The organism is Streptomyces sp. 1222.5, assembly GCF_900105245.1.
Lineage (GTDB): Bacteria > Actinomycetota > Actinomycetes > Streptomycetales > Streptomycetaceae > Streptomyces > Streptomyces albidocamelliae.
The window spans coordinates 4,390,737-4,408,862 of record NZ_FNSZ01000001.1 but is presented as its reverse complement, the minus strand read 5'-3'; the positions used below and the strand labels follow the sequence as shown (position 1 = coordinate 4,408,862).

At 71.6% G+C, this 18,126-nt stretch carries 15 protein-coding genes; 10 read left to right on the top strand and 5 right to left on the bottom strand.

Translation table 11 applies throughout. The features are described 5' to 3' along the window. Window positions 1-6 precede the first annotated feature (6 nt). The 4 genes from BLW57_RS19715 (at window position 7) to BLW57_RS19700 (ending at window position 4,462) form a co-directional block, all read left to right on the top strand. Window positions 7-942: a molybdenum cofactor guanylyltransferase gene (locus BLW57_RS19715; RefSeq protein WP_256339534.1), complete on the top strand. Its 936-nt coding sequence runs from the start codon at window positions 7-9 to the stop codon at window positions 940-942. Continuing rightward, on the top strand, window positions 939-2,312 hold the full coding sequence (locus tag BLW57_RS19710; RefSeq protein ID WP_093476202.1) for a molybdopterin molybdotransferase MoeA: 1,374 nt from the start codon (window positions 939-941) through the stop codon (window positions 2,310-2,312). Before BLW57_RS19715 ends, BLW57_RS19710 begins: the two co-directional genes overlap by 4 nt. Next, window positions 2,309-3,406, top strand: coding sequence for a potassium channel family protein (locus tag BLW57_RS19705; RefSeq protein ID WP_093476200.1), 1,098 nt, complete (start codon window positions 2,309-2,311; stop codon window positions 3,404-3,406). Before BLW57_RS19710 ends, BLW57_RS19705 begins: the two co-directional genes overlap by 4 nt. A gap of 75 nt (window positions 3,407-3,481) precedes the next feature. Further along, window positions 3,482-4,462 (top strand): NAD(P)H-quinone oxidoreductase, encoded by a 981-nt coding sequence (locus BLW57_RS19700; protein ID WP_093476199.1) that lies wholly within the window; start codon window positions 3,482-3,484, stop codon window positions 4,460-4,462. Window positions 4,463-4,478: 16 nt separating this feature from the next. Here BLW57_RS19700 and BLW57_RS19695 read toward each other — a convergent pair whose 3' ends face one another. Then, window positions 4,479-5,180, bottom strand: coding sequence for a hypothetical protein (locus tag BLW57_RS19695; RefSeq protein ID WP_256339533.1), 702 nt, complete (start codon window positions 5,178-5,180; stop codon window positions 4,479-4,481). Between the two features lie 195 nt (window positions 5,181-5,375). Between BLW57_RS19695 and BLW57_RS19690 the strand changes: the two genes are divergently transcribed. Next, complete coding sequence (locus BLW57_RS19690; RefSeq protein ID WP_093476196.1) at window positions 5,376-5,915, top strand: bacterial proteasome activator family protein; 540 nt, start codon at window positions 5,376-5,378, stop codon at window positions 5,913-5,915. Between the two features lie 99 nt (window positions 5,916-6,014). Here BLW57_RS19690 and BLW57_RS19685 read toward each other — a convergent pair whose 3' ends face one another. Beyond that, window positions 6,015-7,664, bottom strand: a complete 1,650-nt coding sequence (locus BLW57_RS19685; protein ID WP_093476194.1) for a Stk1 family PASTA domain-containing Ser/Thr kinase — start codon at window positions 7,662-7,664, stop codon at window positions 6,015-6,017. Between the two features lie 344 nt (window positions 7,665-8,008). On the opposite strand from BLW57_RS19685, the gene BLW57_RS19680 reads away from it, so the two are divergent. Next, the gene (locus BLW57_RS19680) at window positions 8,009-9,640 is read left to right on the top strand and encodes a protein kinase domain-containing protein (protein WP_176985655.1); all 1,632 of its coding nucleotides are present in this window, start codon (window positions 8,009-8,011) and stop codon (window positions 9,638-9,640) included. A gap of 75 nt (window positions 9,641-9,715) precedes the next feature. On the opposite strand, the gene BLW57_RS19675 is transcribed toward BLW57_RS19680, so the two are convergent. After that, complete coding sequence (locus BLW57_RS19675; RefSeq protein WP_093480779.1) at window positions 9,716-10,714, bottom strand: phosphotransferase; 999 nt, start codon at window positions 10,712-10,714, stop codon at window positions 9,716-9,718. A gap of 623 nt (window positions 10,715-11,337) precedes the next feature. Here BLW57_RS19675 and pdhA point away from each other — a divergent pair. Genes pdhA through BLW57_RS19660 form a run of 3 tightly spaced genes read left to right on the top strand, consistent with a single transcriptional unit; the run spans window position 11,338 to window position 14,963 of the window. Continuing rightward, window positions 11,338-12,567, top strand: coding sequence for a pyruvate dehydrogenase (acetyl-transferring) E1 component subunit alpha (pdhA, locus tag BLW57_RS19670; protein ID WP_093476191.1), 1,230 nt, complete (start codon window positions 11,338-11,340; stop codon window positions 12,565-12,567). A 1-nt stretch (window position 12,568) separates the two neighbouring features. Continuing rightward, the gene (locus BLW57_RS19665; RefSeq protein WP_093476190.1) at window positions 12,569-13,546 is read left to right on the top strand and encodes an alpha-ketoacid dehydrogenase subunit beta; all 978 of its coding nucleotides are present in this window, start codon (window positions 12,569-12,571) and stop codon (window positions 13,544-13,546) included. 10 nt (window positions 13,547-13,556) lie between these two features. Beyond that, complete coding sequence (locus BLW57_RS19660; RefSeq protein ID WP_093476188.1) at window positions 13,557-14,963, top strand: dihydrolipoamide acetyltransferase family protein; 1,407 nt, start codon at window positions 13,557-13,559, stop codon at window positions 14,961-14,963. An 87-nt stretch (window positions 14,964-15,050) separates the two neighbouring features. Here the strand turns inward: BLW57_RS19660 and BLW57_RS19655 are convergent, their stop codons facing one another. Beyond that, the gene (locus BLW57_RS19655) at window positions 15,051-16,025 is read right to left on the bottom strand and encodes a BRO-N domain-containing protein (protein ID WP_093476187.1); all 975 of its coding nucleotides are present in this window, start codon (window positions 16,023-16,025) and stop codon (window positions 15,051-15,053) included. 211 nt (window positions 16,026-16,236) lie between these two features. On the opposite strand from BLW57_RS19655, the gene BLW57_RS19650 reads away from it, so the two are divergent. Beyond that, window positions 16,237-16,959: a hypothetical protein gene (locus BLW57_RS19650; protein ID WP_093476185.1), complete on the top strand. Its 723-nt coding sequence runs from the start codon at window positions 16,237-16,239 to the stop codon at window positions 16,957-16,959. A 74-nt stretch (window positions 16,960-17,033) separates the two neighbouring features. On the opposite strand, the gene BLW57_RS19645 is transcribed toward BLW57_RS19650, so the two are convergent. Then, the gene (locus BLW57_RS19645; protein ID WP_093476184.1) at window positions 17,034-17,936 is read right to left on the bottom strand and encodes a D-alanyl-D-alanine carboxypeptidase family protein; all 903 of its coding nucleotides are present in this window, start codon (window positions 17,934-17,936) and stop codon (window positions 17,034-17,036) included. Window positions 17,937-18,126 lie beyond the last annotated feature (190 nt).

Here is an 18,126-nt window from a genome sequence, read left to right as displayed (position 1 = left end):
CGGGGGGTGAGCGACAACGCCCCCGTGACCACTGCGACCACCGGGACCGCCGCGCCGTACGACGCCGTCGTGCTGGCCGGCGGTGCCGCGCGACGGCTGGGCGGCGCCGACAAGCCCGGCGTCCGGGTCGGCGGCCGCGCGCTGCTGGACCGGGTGCTCGCGGCCTGCGCGGGCGCCCGGACGACGATCGTGGTCGCCGCGCCCCGGCCCACCGCCCGGCCGGTGCGCTGGGCGCGCGAGGAGCCCTTCGGTGGCGGGCCGGTCGCCGCTCTGGAGGCGGGACTGCGGCTCACGACGGCCGAGTTCGCCGTCGTCCTCTCCGCCGACCTCCCCTTCCTCGAACAGAGCGCGGTGCGGCGCCTGTTGGCCGCCCTGCGCGACACCGGCGCCGACGGTGCGCTGCTCACCGACGCGGAGGGCCGTGACCAGCCCCTCGTGGCCGCCTACCGCACCGCCCCGCTGCGCCGGGAGCTGGCCGCCCTCGCTGCCGAGCACGGCGGCCTGACCGGGCTGCCCCTGCGCCGGCTGACCGGTGCACTTCACCTCACCCGTGTGCCGGACCCGCTCGCGTCCTTCGACTGCGACACCTGGGACGACATCGCCGACGCCAGAGCACGCATCAGGGAGCATGGGCACGTGTTGGATGAATGGATCTCCGCAGTCAAGGACGAGCTGGGCATTGACCTGGACGTCGACACCGGCGTCCTCCTCGACCTGGCCAGGGACGCCGCACACGGCGTGGCCCGGCCCGCCGCCCCGCTGACCACCTTCCTCGTCGGCTACGCCGCGGCCCTGGGCAAGGGCGGCCCCGAGGCCGTCGCCGAGGCCTCCCGGAAGGCCGCCGCACTGGCCCTGCGGTGGGCGGCGGAGCACAAGGGTGCCGAGGGGTCCGCCGGGGACCAGGGAAAGGGCGGGGGCACGAGCGCCCCGGACGCCGGGTGACCGCCCCCGGAACCCGAGTCGGAGCGCCGGCGCCCGCCGAGGACACCGACGACCTCGATGTCGAGGAGGCTCTGGCCCTGGTGAGGGAGCCCAAGGACGACAGTTCCGCCCCCGATCCCCGCCGCGAACCACCGGCGGGCGCGGCGGACACCGGCAGGCATGAACGGCACCGGGCGACCCCCTGGGGGAGGGCCCGTGAGATCGCCGCCCGCACCGCGCGGTCCGGCGCACGCCGCGACACCGTCTCGGTGCCGCTCGGCGACGCGCTCGGCCTTGTGCTGGCCGCTCCCCTGGACGCGCTCACCGACCTGCCCTCCTTCGACACCTCGGCGATGGACGGCTGGGCGGTCGCCGGACCCGGACCCTGGGAGGTGCGCGACGCCGGAGTGCTCGCCGGGCACGCCCAGCCCGATCCGCTCACCGACGGCGAAGCGGTCCGCATCGCCACCGGTGCCCGCATCCCCGCCGACACCACCGCCGTCCTGCGCAGTGAGCACGGCCGTACGGACGCCCAGGGCCGGCTCCACGCCACGCGGGAGGTCGCGCACGGCCAGGACATCCGGCCGCGCGGCCAGGAGTGCCGCAGCGGCGACCAGTTGCTGCCCGTCGGCACCCTGGTGACGCCCGCCGTCCTGGGGCTCGCCGCGGCGGCCGGATACGACACCGTCACCGCCGTGCCCCGGCCTCGCATCGAAGTGCTGGTACTCGGCGACGAGTTGCTCGGCGAGGGTCTTCCGCACGACGGACTGATCCGGGACGCGCTCGGCCCCATGCTGCCGCCCTGGCTGCGCGCACTGGGCGCCGACGTGGTCGCGGTACGCCGGATCGGCGACGACGCCCGCGCCCTGCGCAGGGCCGTCACAGGCTCCACCGCCGACCTGGTCGTCACCACGGGCGGCACCGCGGCCGGACCCGTCGATCATGTCCACCCCACCCTGGAGCGCATCGGCGCGGAGCTCCTCGTCGACGGCGTCAAGGTCCGCCCCGGCCACCCCATGCTGCTCGCCCGCCTGGACGAGGGCCGGCACCTCGTCGGTCTGCCCGGCAACCCGCTCGCGGCCGTCTCCGGCCTGCTCACGCTCGCCGAGCCCCTGCTGCGGACCCTCGCCGCCCGTCCCGCGCCGGAGCCGTACACGCTGCCGCTCAGGGACGCGGTGCAGGGCCACCCGCACGACACCCGGCTCATCCCCGTCGTGCTGCGCGGGGACCGCGCCGTCCCGCTGCACTACAACGGTCCGGCCATGCTCCGCGGCATCGCCGCCGCCGACGCGCTGGCCGTCGTACCGCCGGGCGGCGCCGGACAGGGCGAGGAGACGGAGCTGCTGGACCTGCCCTGGGCGGCCGCGGGAATCGGGGTGTGTTTCACGTGAAACTTCCGGGCCACGACGCCATCGCCCGCCAGGCGGACGAGCATCTGGTGACCCATCGGGTGAAACTCCCGAGAAAATTGGTGGAGCGCCCGATCCGCCAGGTCTCCAAACGGCTGTTGATGGCCCTCGGCGTGCTGGTCGCCACCGCACTGATCGTCTACGCCGACCGCGACGGCTACAACGACAACTCCGACGGGTCGGTCGACTTCCTCGACGCGTTCTACTACGCGACCGTCACGCTCTCCACGACCGGATACGGCGACATCACCCCGGTCAGCGACAGTGCCCGGCTCATGAACATCTTCGTCATCACCCCCCTGCGCGTGCTGTTCCTGATCATCCTGGTCGGCACCACGCTGGAGGTCCTCACCGAACGCACCCGGGAGGAATGGCGCCTGAACCGCTGGAGGGCCACCTTGCGCGACCACACCGTCGTCATCGGCTTCGGCACCAAGGGACGGTCGGCCATCCAGACCGTCTGCGCGACCGGGCTGAAGAAGGAGCAGGTGGTCGTCGTGGACCCCAGCTCCAAGGTGGTCGACGCGGCGACCGCCGAGGGCTTCGCGGGCGTCATAGGCGACGCCACCCGCAGCGAGGTGCTCAAGCGGGCCGAGGTGCACAAGGCCCGGCAGATCATCGTCGCCCCGCAGCGCGACGACACCGCCGTCCTCGTCACCCTGACCGCCCGGCAGCTCAACCGGGCGGCGAAGATCGTGGCCGCCGTGCGGGAGGAGGAGAACGCCCCGCTGCTCAAGCAGTCCGGCGCCGACGCCGTGATCACCAGCTCCGGCGCGGCCGGCCGGCTCCTCGGTCTCTCCGTCCTCAGCCCGGCCGCGGGCATGGTCATGGAGGACCTGATCCAGCAGGGCAGCGGTCTGGACATCGTCGAACGCCCGGTCGTGCGCGCCGAGGTGGGCAAGAAGCCCCGCGAGACGGACGATCTCGTCGTCAGCGTCCTGCGCGGACACCGGGTGCTCGGCTACGACGACCCGTCCGTCGGCACCCTCCAGCTGACGGACCGGCTGATCACCATCGCCCGCGTCTCCCCCGGTGCCCACGTCGCCCCGGGCACCTGGCGCATGCCCCGCGACTGACGGGACCGGCCGCGACATCAGGGAGCGGGCGGGGCTGCCCTGGTGACGCCACCTCCGGGGAGTAGCGTCGCGGTCATGCATGCGATCACGATTCCCGAACCTGGTGGTCCCGAGGCGCTGGTCTGGGCGGAGGCCCCCGACCCGGTGCCCGGCGAGGGCGAGGTGCTGGTCGAGGTGGTGGCCAGCGCCGTCAACCGCGCCGACGTCCTGCAGCGGCAGGGCTTCTACAACCCGCCGCCCGGCGCCTCCCCCTACCCGGGCCTGGAGTGCTCCGGCAGGATCGCCGCGCTCGGCCCGGGAGTCTCCGGCTGGGCCGTGGGCGACGAGGTGTGCGCGCTGCTCTCGGGCGGCGGTTACGCCGAGAAGGTCGCCGTACCGGCCGGACAGCTGCTGCCCGTGCCCGAGGGCGTCGACCTGAAGCGGGCGGCCGCGCTCCCCGAGGTGGTGAGCACCGTCTGGTCCAACGTGTTCATGATCGCCCACCTGCGGCCGGGCGAGACGCTGCTGGCGCACGGCGGCTCCAGCGGCATCGGCACGATGGCGATCCAGCTGGCCAAGGCCGTCGGCGCCAAGGTCGCGGTGACGGCCGGGACCAAGGAGAAGCTCGACCAGTGCGCCGAGCTGGGTGCGGACGTGCTGATCAACTACCGCGAGCAGGACTTCGTCGCCGAGATCCTGGGAGCCACCGACGGCAAGGGCGCCGACGTCATCCTCGACAACATGGGCGCGAAATACCTCGACCGCAACGTCCGGGCCCTCGCGGTCAACGGACGACTGGCGATCATCGGTATGCAGGGCGGCATCAAGGGCGAGTTGAACATCGGCACGCTGCTCAGCAAGCGGGCCGCGATCACCGCCACCTCCCTGCGGGCCCGGCCGCTGGAAGAGAAAGCGGCCATCGTGGCGGCCGTACGCGAGCACGTCTGGCCGCTGCTGGCCGCCGGGCACGTCCGTCCGGTGGTGGACCGCGAACTGCCGATGGCGCAGGCGGCCGAGGCGCACCGGGTGCTGGAGGCGAGCGGCCACATCGGCAAGGTGCTGCTGGTCACGCAGTAGCGGCTGCGTGGCGCGGTCAGGGCCTGCGGAGCCTGAGTCCCAGGAGCGCCAGGCCCAGCCCCAGGCCGATGAGGACCAGTCCGCTGCCCAGCGGAAGGATCTGCAGGACCGGTTCGGTCGTGCCCTCGCCCTCCGAGGCGGCCTGCCGGCCGGCGGGCTGCTGCGGAGGCTGTGCGGGCTGGAGACCGGCCTCCTCAGGAGGCGGGGAGGCACCGGGTGTCACGCCCGGCACATCGGCGGTCTCCGGCTCCTCGGGCTGGTCGGCGGTCTCCGCGGCCCGGGAGGGCACGGTGTCGTCGCCCTCCACCTCGGCCGCGGGCCCGTCCGGCCGGCCCGGCCGCATCCGTCCCTCGCCGGCCCGGCTTCCGGCCCGCGAGGGCTCGGCGGCGCGGGACGACGGAGAGAAGCGGGAGACCGGGGCGGCGTCCGGAGCGGAGGAGGAGTCCGGGCCGGAGGGGGTGGCCGGTGCCCACGGGCCGGCGGCAGGGGAGCCGCGCGCGGGCAGGCCGTGACCCGCACCGTCCGGCTGCGGGTGGCCGGGGTGGTCCAGGCCGCCGCGGCCCGGGCCGTACGCGCCGTCCCGGTCTGAGTCGTCCGGGCGTCCGTGGGCGGGAGCGGTTCCCGTTGTCTGCGCGAGCGCGGCCGCGTAGGCGGTGGCCGTGCCGAAGAGCGGCAGGGCGGCCGTTATGACGAGCAGCAGCCGTACGCGGCGAAGCATGAGGCGCAACCATGGAGTCACGTCGGTGACCTCCCGGAACCCAGGTGCCGTGACCGATGGATAACCGACGCAGACAAGCCTCACATTCGTCGCTTACAAGAGCATTTCGGGTTAGGCCATCGGGTCTAAACGGTGGATCAACCTCACGAGGGGGCACCACGGTGATGTGAAGTACGGGTGCGAGAGAATGGCTGCATGGAGATGCCGAGGAACGAACGGTCGCCGGAGAATCCCCAGATCCTCGTCGTGGGTCAGGACGGGATGGCACTCGGCGGTGGCGACGATGACTCCCGCGAGATTCCGGTGACGGAGCAGGTGGAGCAGCCGGCCAAGGTCATGCGGATCGGCAGCATGATCAAGCAGCTCCTGGAGGAGGTGCGGGTCGCTCCCCTCGACGAGGCCAGCCGGGTACGGCTGAAGGAGATCCACGCCAGCTCGGTGAAGGAGCTGGAGGACGGCCTCGCCCCGGAGCTGGTCGAGGAGCTGGAGCGGCTGTCCCTGCCGTTCACCGACGAGGCGACGCCGAGCGACGCGGAACTGCGGATCGCCCAGGCTCAGTTGGTGGGCTGGCTGGAAGGTCTCTTCCACGGGATCCAGACCACGCTGTTCGCCCAGCAGATGGCCGCGCGGGCCCAGTTGGAGCAGATGCGGCGCGCGCTCCCGCCGGGCGTGGGCGGACACGAGGGCGGCGACGACCCGCGTACCGGCGGCCGCTCGGGCGGCCCGTACCTCTGAGCGGAACAGCGCCCGTGAGCCATCGACCCGACTGAACCACTACCCGAGCAAGGGCCCGGCGGACGACCGCCGGGCCCTTGCTCGTGGAATCGGCGGACGCTACTGCGGATTGCCCGTGGAGACGCTCAGCTCGATCTTCTCGTTCTTGCCGAGCTCCTTGGACACCACGTCCGTGCCCTCGGAGGGGAACTGGTCGATGACGGTGTCCTTGCCCCAGGTGTTCTCGTCCACGTGCTTGATCGTCCAGTCCCAGCCCGCGGCCTGGAGGCACTGCTTGACGGAGTTGATGTCCTTGTAGCGGAAGTCCGGCAGCTGGATCTTGTCCGGGTCGTCGTACGACTCCTCCGGCTCCGTGCACTTCTCCTTCTCGATCCGCCGGGTGCGGTCGGGGCCGCGGTAGCCCGCTTCCTGACGGGCCGGCGCCGAGGTGGTCGTCCGATCCTTGCCGCCCTCGTCGTCACTGTTGCCGTTGTGCAGCGTCACCGCCACGATCAGCCCGACGAGCACGACGACCGCCACCGCGACCGAGCCGATGACCACCGACTTGTTGCCCTTGCCGCCGCGCCCGGGCTGCCCGCTCCCCTGCGGTGCGATCGTGTACGGCGGCGGGGTCGAGGCGCCCTGCAGGCCGTAGCCCACCGGTGGAGTCTGGTAGCCGCCCTGCTGCGGGTAGCCGTACGCCGGCGTCGGGCCCGGGGTGGGCGCGGGCGTAGCCGGGCCGCCGTACGGGTTCGGCTGGTACGGCGTCTGCACCGGGCCGGTGGGCGCCGGGGTCGCCGGTCCGACCGGCGGGAACACCGCGGAGCCGACGCCCGCGCCGCTCTGCGCCGGCCCGGCGCCCGGCACGATGCTGGGCGCGGCCGGCTGGAGGGAGGCGGCGACGCGCAGGCACTCGGTGCGCATGGCCTCCGCGGTCGGGAAACGCTCGTTCGGGTTCTTCTTCAGCGCGCGGGCGATCAGCGCGTCCACCGCGGGCGGCAGCGTGCGGTTGATGGAGGAGGGGGCCACCGGCTCCTCCTGCACATGCGCGTAGGCGATCGCCAGCGGGGAGTCGGCGTCGAACGGCAGCCGCCCGGTGACCAGCTGGAACAGCATGATCCCGACCGAGTACAGATCGGACCGGGCGTCCACGCCCCGGCCGAGGGCCTGCTCGGGCGAGAGGTACTGCGGGGTGCCGACGACCATGCCGGTCTGGGTCATCGAGGTGACACCGGACTGCATGGCGCGGGCGATGCCGAAGTCCATGACCTTCACGACGGCGCGCTTGGTCATCATCACGTTGCCCGGCTTGATGTCGCGGTGGACCAGCCCCATCTCGTGGCTGATCTCCAGCGCCGCCAGCACGTCCGCGGTGATCTTCAGCGCCTTGTCGGCGGGCATCGCGCCGTACTGGCGGATGTCCTCGTCCAGGACCGAGCCGAGCGGACGGCCCTCGACGTACTCCATGACGATGTAGGGCGTCGCCATGCCGGCGAGGTCGTCCTCGCCCGTGTCGAAGACGGAGACGATGTTGGTGTGCGTGAGCTTGGCCACGGCCTGGGCCTCGCGGCGGAAGCGCTCGCGGAAGGCCTGCTCCCGGCCCAGCTCGCTGTGGAGCGTCTTGATTGCGACCTGGCGGTCGAGTACGGCGTCGTACGCCAGATGCACCGAGGCCATGCCGCCCTCGCCGAGCAAGTCGCGCAGCTGGTAGCGGCCTCCGGCGAGCGCCTGCCCCGCGTACCGGCCGTGTGCGCCGCCGTCCTGGCTCATCTCTCCGCGTCCCCCAGTGGCCGTCCGGCGCCGTCGCCCGGCGAACAGGCCTTGATCGAATGTGTCATTCCCGGCCAAGTCTGCCCCAGGGCACCGACACGTCAAGCTCGGTGCCCGTTCCGTGACCGTACGCGAAAGAAGCGTCGCGGAAGCGTTACGCCGGGCGTACGGGCGGTACACACAATTTGCACGAGAGCGCGTGCTAGAGGTTTCATGACCGGTCCGTCTCGGGGCCGGTCCCGGTACCGGATCCGAACCGGCGGCCACCACGAAGGCTGTAGCGTGGCCGACGGAGACCGTGACAACACCGCGCGCACCGCGGGCAGAAACGACGGCGAGGACCGATGGCACAGACGCACAGCGCCCAGGGCCCGTCCGACCCCGAGGCGTCTGGCGGCGGCATGTCAGAGACGCCGGAGATGTGGGGCAACGGAGGGCTCGTCGGCGACGGCCGGTACCGGCTCACGCACCGGCTCGGCCGCGGCGGCATGGCCGAGGTGTTCGCGGCCGAGGACGTGCGTCTCGGCCGTACGGTCGCCGTCAAGCTGCTCCGCGCCGACCTGGCCGAGGACCCGACCTCGAAGGCCCGCTTCACCCGCGAGGCCCAGTCGGTCGCCGGTCTGAACCACCACGCGATCGTCGCCGTGTACGACTCCGGCGAGGACTTCGTCGGCGGTCAGTCCGTGCCGTACATCGTCATGGAGCTGGTCGAGGGCCGCACCATCCGCGACCTGCTGCTGAACGCCGAGGCGCCCGGTCCCGAGCAGGCCCTGATCATCGTCTCCGGGGTCCTGGAGGCGCTCGCCTACTCGCACCAGCACGGCATCGTGCACCGCGACATCAAGCCGGCGAACGTCATCATCACCCACACCGGCGCGGTCAAGGTGATGGACTTCGGCATCGCCCGGGCCCTGCACGGCGCGTCCACCACGATGACGCAGACCGGCATGGTCATGGGCACCCCGCAGTACCTCTCGCCGGAGCAGGCGCTCGGCAAGGCCGTCGACCACCGCTCCGACCTGTACGCGGTCGGCTGCCTGCTCTACGAACTCCTCGCGCTGCGTCCGCCGTTCACCGGCGAGACCCCGCTGTCGGTGGTCTACCAGCACGTCCAGGACATCCCGGTCCCGCCCTCGGAGACCTCCGACGGCTGCCCGCCGGAGCTGGACGGCCTGGTCATGCGGTCCCTCGCCAAGGAGCCCGACGACCGGTTCCAGACCGCCGAGGAGATGCGCGGCCTGGTCCAGTACGGCCTGCAGATGCTGTACGAGGCCGGCGGCCACACCGGTACCTGGAACACCGGCCCGGTGGCGGCGCACGACGGCCGGCACACCCCGGCGGGCGGCTTCGCGGGCACGACCGCCATGCAGCACCCCGGCGACTTCGGCGCGGGCACCGCGCAGATCCCGCAGCCGATCCTGCCGGGCGGCTACGGCAACGGTGACGACGGCGGCTTCGAGGGGCACGGCAACAAGGGCAGCGGCCGCGGCAAGCTGTGGATCCTCGCCGTCCTCGCGGTCATCGCGATCACGGCGGGCGTCGCGCTGGCGCTGAAGGGCGCCGGTGGCGGCGGCGGAGGCGGCACGGACCTGAAGCCGACGAAGACGCACTCCAAGAGCACGAAGGACGACCGGGACTCCGCGACCCCGTCCGACGACAACACCGACCAGCCCTCGGCCCCCTCCACCGACACCGGTACCGGCACCGGCGGCACCGGCTCCGACTGGCCGCCGTCGTACACGCCGTCGTACACGCCCTCGAAGTCGGCCCCCACCGAACCCAGCGACGAGCCGTCCGAGCCGCAGACCTCGCAGTCGCAGCCCTCGGACCCAGCGGACGGCGGCACGGACGCGGGCACCGCGGACGGCGGCACCGACGCCGGTACCGCGGACGGCGGCACGGACGCGGGCGGCACCGACGCGGGCGCCACCGCCGGCACCACGGCGGACGGCGGCACGGGCGTCACCGGCGGTTGAAGCACACCCCCGGCGGCCGGGACGGCGTCCCCCTGACGCCCTGATCCCGCGCCGCCGGCGACGGCGCGTGCCGTCTCAGCGCACGAACGCGTCGCACACCGCCTCGTACTCGCGCGTCCACCACACCGCGAGCGCCGAGGCGGCCGGGAACTGGCAGTCCGCGCGCGTGTCGCCACGCTCGTAGTGCCAGCGCAGCATCCAGAAGTCGTTCAGCCGCTCCCACCACACCCGGTGCACGGCCGCCGCGAGCTCCGAGGGCGTCGCCCCGGCCGCCCGCCGGTACGCGCGCGCGTACGCCCTCACCTTCGGCAGGTCCAGCGCCCCCACGGGCCGTACGAAGAAGATCGCCGCCGCCCGGACCGCCTCCTCGGCGCGGGGCTGCACACCGAGCCGGTCCCAGTCGACGATGGCCGCCGGGGCGTCGCCCTTGTAGAGCAGGTTGAACGGGTGGAAGTCGCCGTGCACCCAGCCCACCGGACCGCCGGGCGGGGGGCGCCGCCCGGCGTGCTGCTCAAGGAGCGCACGGCGTTCCAGGAGCCGGTGCCGGGCCAGTTCGTCGAAGGCGTCGGCGGGGCGGTGCCGGCGGACGTGGGCGAGCAGATCGTCGATCAGCGCGAAGGTGTCGACGGGGTCGGCGCTCTCCACGGGATGAGGGCTGGTCGCCGGGCGGGTGCGGGCCTTGGGGGGCATCACCCGCTCCAGACAGGCGTGTACGGCCCCCAGGAGCGCCCCCAGGCGGGCGCTCTCGCCGCGGGTGAGCTGACCGCCGTGGCGGTGCCTGCCGTCGATCCAGGGGTGCAGGGCGTACGCGTGGCCGCCGACGACGGCGACCGTGCGGCCCTCGCGGTGCGCGAGCGGCTGGGCGACCGGGACGCCGAGGTCGGCGAGACGCTGGGTGGCCCGGTGCCGGCGTTCGATCGCGGCCGGGTCCGCCGTGTCCGGGTCGAAGTGGTGCTTGAGGAAGTAGCGCCCCCGTGTCGTGCGCACGCGGTAGCCGCGGTTGAGCAGGCCCTGGTCGACCGGCTCGCACGTGAGGGCGCTACCGGCGGCGTAGAGGCGTAACAAGGTGCCCAGAGGGGGCGCTTGGGGCACTGGGGGTGGTACACAAGAGCACGACACGCGCCAGATGCTAGGGCACGAAAAGCGGCCGTGAGCTGGGGCTTGTCACAGACAGTCGCCGTCGATCGCTTTCGGTCACAGGCTGCACCGGGCCGGACCCCGGAGTGCCGCTCCATGATCCATTCGGCCGATTCGGCGACGCGGCGAATTCGGGGGCCGCGAAGAATTCACGGAAGTCCGAACGCCTTCCGTGATCCCTGCCCACACTTCCGTGATCGGCGCGTGGAAATACTCTGACTTTTGCGGCTTCATGCACGAGTCCGGTCTCACATGCAAGTCTTCCCGTGACCTGGGTGGGCGGGATAACGTGCGGTAGCTCCGGCCTGAGGCAAGGCTGTGACCAGCATGCTTTCGCACCACCTCGATTTACTTGGAAATCCAAGCAAAATCGCAGGTCAGGTGAGGTTTCCCAGAAATGTGAAGCACTGGGTAACGTGATGGTTGCAGGGCGCTCGCCGGGGCACCTGTCACGCCTGTTCCCGGCCGAGTGGCACCCACCCCGTGCCCCGGTGGTCGAAACAGGTGAGCCGCACTGGCCTACCGGCAACCCCGGGGGCCGGAACGACGGAGGAGCACACGTGAGCGTGGAGAGCAGTGCCGCGCGCAAGCCGCGACGCAGCGCCGCAGGCAAGGCCGGCACCACCGGCAGCGGGACCGGCACGGCCGGTGACGCGACCGGAGCCACCGGCACCAAGCGCACCACCCGCAGCACCGCGAAGAAGAGCGCCGAGCCCGAGCTCGTGCAGCTTCTGACTCCGGAGGGCAAGCGGGTCAAGAACGCCGAGTACGACGCCTACGTCGCCGGCATCACCCCGGACGAGCTCCGCGGCCTGTACCGCGACATGGTGCTCACCCGCCGCTTCGACGCCGAGGCCACCGCCCTGCAGCGCCAGGGCGAGCTGGGCCTGTGGGCCTCGCTGCTGGGCCAGGAGGCCGCCCAGATCGGCTCCGGCCGGGCCACCCGTGAGGACGACTACGTCTTCCCGACCTACCGCGAGCACGGCGTCGCCTGGTGCCGCGGGGTCGACCCGACCAACCTGCTCGGGATGTTCCGCGGCGTGAACAACGGCGGCTGGGACCCGAACAGCAACAACTTCCACCTCTACACGATCGTCATCGGCTCCCAGACGCTGCACGCCACCGGCTACGCCATGGGCATCGCCAAGGACGGCGCGGACTCGGCGGTCATCGCCTACTTCGGCGACGGCGCCTCCAGCCAGGGCGACGTGGCCGAGGCGTTCACCTTCTCCGCGGTCTACAACGCCCCCGTGGTGTTCTTCTGCCAGAACAACCAGTGGGCGATCTCCGAGCCGACCGAGAAGCAGAGCCGCGTGCCGCTCTACCAGCGCGCCCAGGGCTTCGGCTTCCCGGGCGTCCGCGTCGACGGCAACGACGTGCTGGCCTGCCTCGCGGTCACCAAGTGGGCGCTGGAGCGCGCCCGCAGCGGTGAGGGCCCGACCCTGATCGAGGCGTTCACCTACCGCATGGGCGCCCACACCACCTCCGACGACCCCACCCGCTACCGGGGCGACGAGGAGCGGCTCGCCTGGGAGGCGAAGGACCCGATCCTGCGCCTGCGCCGGTTCCTGGAGACCGCCGGGCACGCGGACGACACGTTCTTCGCGGAACTCGAGACGGAGTCCGAGACGTTGGGCAAGCGGGTGCGCGAAGCGGTCCGCGCCATGCCCGACCCGGACCGGTTCGCCATCTTCGAGAACGCGTACGCGGACGGGCACGCGCTCGTCGACGAGGAGCGAGCCCAGTTCGCCGCCTACCAGGCGTCGTTCGCGGATGAAGGGGGTCACTGACATGGCCGAGAAGATGGCGATGGCCAAGGCCATCAACGAGTCGCTGCGCCGTGCCCTGGACGCCGACCCCAAGGTCCTCGTCATGGGTGAGGACGTCGGCAAGCTCGGCGGTGTCTTCCGTGTGACGGACGGTCTGCAGAAGGACTTCGGCGAGAGCCGGGTCATCGACACCCCCCTCGCGGAGTCCGGCATCGTCGGCACCGCCATCGGCCTGGCCCTGCGCGGCTACCGACCGGTGGTGGAGATCCAGTTCGACGGCTTCGTCTTCCCCGCCTACGACCAGATCGTCACCCAGCTGGCGAAGATGCACGCCCGCTCGCTGGGCAAGGTGAAGATGCCGGTCGTGATCCGCATTCCCTACGGCGGCGGCATCGGCGCGGTCGAGCACCACTCCGAGTCCCCCGAGGCGCTGTTCGCGCACGTGGCGGGCCTGAAGGTGGTCAGCCCGTCCAACTCCTCCGACGCGTACTGGATGATGCAGCAGGCCATCCAGAGCGACGACCCGGTGATCTACTTCGAGCCCAAGCGGCGCTACTGGGACAAGGGCGAGGTCGACTTCGAGGCCATCCCCGCCCCGCTGCACAAGGCCCAGGTCGTCCGCGAGGGCGCCGACCTCACCCTGGCCGCCTACGGCCCGATGGTGAAGCTCTGCCAGGAGGCGGCGGCCGCCGCGGCCGAGGAGGGCAAGTCCCTGGAGGTCCTCGACCTGCGCTCGGTCAGCCCCCTCGACTTCGACGCCGTCCAGGCCTCGGTGGAGAAGACCCGCCGTCTGGTCGTGGTCCACGAGGCGCCGGTGTTCTTCGGCTCCGGCGCGGAGATCGCCGCCCGGATCTCCGAGCGCTGCTTCTACCACCTGGAAGCCCCGGTGCTCCGCGTCGGCGGTTACCACGCGCCGTACCCGCCGGCCCGTCTGGAGGAGGAGTACCTCCCGGACCTGGACCGCGTGCTCGACGCCGTCGACCGCTCGCTGGCGTACTGAGGAGAGGGTCGTGACGACGATGACGGAAGCGTCCGTACGCGAGTTCAAGATGCCGGACGTCGGCGAGGGACTCACCGAGGCCGAGATCCTCAAGTGGTACGTGCAGCCCGGTGACACGGTCACCGACGGACAGGTGGTGTGCGAGGTCGAGACCGCGAAGGCGGCCGTCGAACTGCCCATCCCCTACGACGGGGTGGTCCGCGAGCTGCGGTTCCCCGAGGGCACCACGGTGGACGTGGGCACGTCCATCATCGCGGTGGAGGTGGGGGGCGGCGCCCAGGCGCCCGCCGAGCAACCCCAGGCACCCGCCGCGCAGCCGCAGACGCAGGCTCCCGCCGAGCCGGCCGAGGAGCCGAAGCCGGAGGGCCGTCAGCCGGTTCTCGTCGGCTACGGCGTGTCCACCTCCTCCACCAAGCGCCGTCCCCGCAAGGGGCCCGAGGTCGCCGTCCCGGCGCCGGCCCAGGCGATCCAGGCGGAGCTGAACGGCCACGCCCCGGCCGTGGACCGGCCCCGCCCGCTGGCCAAGCCGCCGGTGCGCAAGCTGGCCAAGGACCTCGGCGTCGACCTCGCCGCGATCACCCCGTCCGGGCCGGACGGGGTCATCACGCGCGAGGACGTCCACGCGGCGGCCACGGCCGTGGCCGCCCCCGAGACGGTGGCGCAGGCCCCCGCGGCCGCCCGCCCGGCTCCCGCCCCCGTGGCGGCCTACGACGGCGCGCGCGAGACGCGTGTGCCGGTCAAGGGCGTCCGCAAGGCGACGGCGGCGGCTATGGTCGGCTCCGCGTTCACCGCGCCGCACGTCACCGAGTTCGTGACGGTGGACGTGACCCGGACCATGAAACTGGTCGAGGAGCTCAAGCAGGACAAGGAGATGCAGGGCCTGCGGGTCAACCCGCTGCTCCTGATCGCCAAGGCCCTGCTGGTCGCCATCAAGCGCAACCCGGACGTCAACGCGTCCTGGGACGAGGCGAACCAGGAGATCGTGCTCAAGCACTACGTCAACCTGGGCATCGCCGCGGCCACCCCGCGCGGTCTGATCGTGCCGAACATCAAGGACGCCCACGACAAGACCCTCCCGCAGCTCGCAGAGGCGCTGGGCGAGCTGGTGTCGACCGCCCGCGAGGGCAAGACGTCCCCGGCCGCGATGCAGGGCGGCACGGTGACCATCACCAACGTCGGCGTCTTCGGCGTCGACACCGGCACACCGATCCTCAACCCCGGCGAATCGGCGATCCTCGCGATCGGCGCGATCAAGCTGCAGCCGTGGGTCCACAAGGGCAAGGTCAAGCCCCGTCAGGTCACCACCCTGGCCCTGAGCTTCGACCACCGCCTGGTCGACGGCGAGCTGGGTTCGAAGGTCCTGGCGGACGTGGCGGCGATCCTGGAGCAGCCGAAGCGGCTGATCACCTGGGCGTGACGGCACTGGCCGGGTAGAGTCCGACCCCGAAGGGGGCGGCCGCAACTTTGTCTTGCGGCCGCCCCCTTCGTCTGTGCCGGACACCTGTCAGCGCCGGTCCAGCACGTACACCGGCGCTCCGTTCTCCGCCGCGCCCTGCGAGCGGATGCAGGCGTGCCGGCGCAGCAGGCGCAGGCACTCGTTCACGCGCCCTACCGAAAGGCCCGTACGGGCCGCGATGGACTCCAGGGGCTCCCGGAGCTCCCCCTTCTCGACGAGCACCGGCGCGATCACCACGGCGACCGTCCACACGTCCTCCGTCACGGACAGCCGCTGCCGCCAGTCGGCCAGCACGGACTCCGTGGTGGGGTGGGTCCCGGGACGGTCGCCCGGCAGACCGCCGGGAACCAGGGTGTCGAGCCGGTCGGCGATCCGCTCCATCGCCCGGGCCATGGCCTCCTGAACGGCGAGCGCGGCCTGCTGGGCGGCCAGCGCCGCGTGTTGGGCGGCGAGCATCTCCTTCTGCACGGCGAGGGCTTCGCGCTGTGCGATCGCAAGCTCCTCGTCCACCTGGAGGTTGTGGGACTCGAGCCGGACGATGGCCTCGGCGACCTGTTCCGGCATGGCGTAGGCGATGGGGGCACCCGGCTCGGTGGGCTGCACCTCGGCCTCCTCCAGGGTGTACGAGCCCTCCCGCTGAACGGTCTCGATCACCTCGGCGACCCACTGCTTGAACGGGGCGCAGGCGGCCTTGGTGCAGGCGTTGACGAGCAGGACGAGACCTTGCAGAGAGATGATGTTCAGGTCTCGGCGCCACTCCCTACCTGCGGGAATGCTGAGACCGTAACCTCTGGTTAGGGTCTCGAGCGTCTCTCGATGGCCGTCGGGCACATGGTCGGAGAGCGCCTTCTGCGTGTTGCTGTGTCCGAGTCTCTTGCAGACATCCACCGCCGGGAACCAGTGCCTTCCGTCCGGCATGGTCAGCCGGCGGACACGGGCTCCGGTCGCCGCGTACACGAAGTCACTGATGTCGATCGCCTCGTGCCGATCGGCGGGACGGGATCGCTTGCTGGGTTCGTGCATGTGAACCACCTCCGCCGCGGAACGTAGAGCGGAGAAACGGGAATATGCCAGTCGCAAGCGCGACATTCACGATTCAGGGTGAAGTTTGCGATCTTTCCACACCAACAGAGCTGCGAATACGTATCCCTGACGTGCCATCAGGGTCGAGTGGGGGGCGTACCAGGGTGATCACCGATGGTGACCGGCATGCCGCTCGCGGCACTCTGGGCACATGCCGAAGACCACTGCGACTCGCCCCGGTTCCCCGCTCCTGCGACGCGCCGCCGCCACCGCCGCCGGCGTCGCCGCCTTGGCGGCCGTAACGGTGGGCACGACGGGCGTCGCCCACTCCGCGCCCGCTGCCGCCGCGACGCCCGCGACCGACTTCAGCGACTGTCCGGCGCTGCCCGACGGTGTCGACCCGGCCCGCTGGAAGTGCGAAGTACACACCGCCGCGCCCCGCCTGACGATGGGCAAGGTCACGGTGACGCTCGCGCCGATCACCATGACCCACGCCGAGGGCCCCCTGCCGGACGGCGGCAACGGGCAGGTGTGGGGCGCGATGCACGGCGCGCCGACCGCGGTACCGGGTGTCCGGGGCCTGGCGATACGTCCGGAGTACGGAGGCCGGTCCGACTTCTACACGGGGGAGTTCAGCCTGCGTCTCAGGCTCCTGAGTCCGCTCTTGGCGAAGAGCTGCACCGTGGGGGCGGGCGAGCCGGTCGACTTCCGGCTGAAACGCTCGGGCCCCTCCAAGTGGGTCTCCCAGGACCCGCCGGTGATCGAGTTCTCGGCGTACGACGACACCTTCTCCGCCCCCGCGGCCGAGCACTGCGGACCGCTGACCGGTGCCCTGAACCGACGCCTCGGCCTGCCGGCGGCCGAGGGGAACCTGATGTCCTACGACGCCTCCTACACCTTCCGGACCTACGACCGGCTGGCGGCGAGGCCCTGAGCGGGCCCTGCGGAGGCGCGTGCAGCGGAAGGGCCCGCCGCATTGCGCGACGGGCCCGTGTGCCGAGAGCGGGATCAGCCCAGCTTGGCGAAGCCGTAGGTGAGGAGCTTCTTCGCGTCCGCCTCGCGCTGCGGGATGGAGGAGGAGGCGAGGACCGTGCCGATGACCGTCTTGCCGTTGCGGGTGGCGGCGAAGACCAGGCAGTACTTGGCCTCGGGGCCGGAGCCCGTCTTCACACCGATGGTGCCGCTGTAGCTGCTGAGCAGACCGTTGGTGTTGTCCCACGTCTTCATGGTGCGGGTGCTACCGGTCTTGGTGATCGTCTTGGCGGTGTAGTGCTTCGTTTTGACGACCGTGCGGAACGTGGAGCTCTTCATCGCGCTGCTGGCGATCTTCGTCAGGTCACGCGGCGTCGAGTAGTTGTTGCCGTTGCCGATGCCGTCGAAGGAGTCGAAGTGCGTGTTCTTCAGACCCAGGTTCTTGGCGGCGGTGTTCATCTTGCCGATGAAGTTGGTCACGCGCGCGGTACGGGTGGAGCCGGAGCCGTACTTGTCGGCGAGCGCGTAGGCGGCGTCGCAGCCGGACGGCAGCATCAGGCCGTACAGCAGCTGGCGGACGGTGACCTTGTCGCCGACGATCAGGTGCGCCTGGGAGGCGTTGTTCTTGACGACGTAGTCGCTGTACGCCTTCTGGATCGTCACCTTGGCGTCGAGGTTGAGGTTCGACTGGGCGAGCACGACCTTGGCGGTCATGATCTTGGTGGTGGAACCGGTGGACAGCCGCGTGTCGGCCGCCTTGGTGTACAGCGACGCGCCGTTCGAGTTGTTCATCGCGTAGCCGCCCTTGGCCACGATCGACGGAACGGTGACGGCCTGCGCGGGTGCCGCCGTGAGGGCGCCGGTGGCGAGCAGCGCGCCGGAGGAGACGGCGACGGCAGCGGCTTTGCGGATGCGGGTGCCCTTAATGCCGGTAATCAAAGCGAAATACCCCGATTGTCTTGAATGCCCCTGTAGTGCGGCCGAGTTGAGAAGGCAGCGAGAGTGGTGCCGCACGTGTGTGACATGTAAGTAGCACAGAAGGTTGTGCGGTTGCTGCGGGGGATTTTCGGCACGTCCGCATGATGGACGCCACACCCGCATGCGTGCGTGTTGTATCTATCCTGTCGGC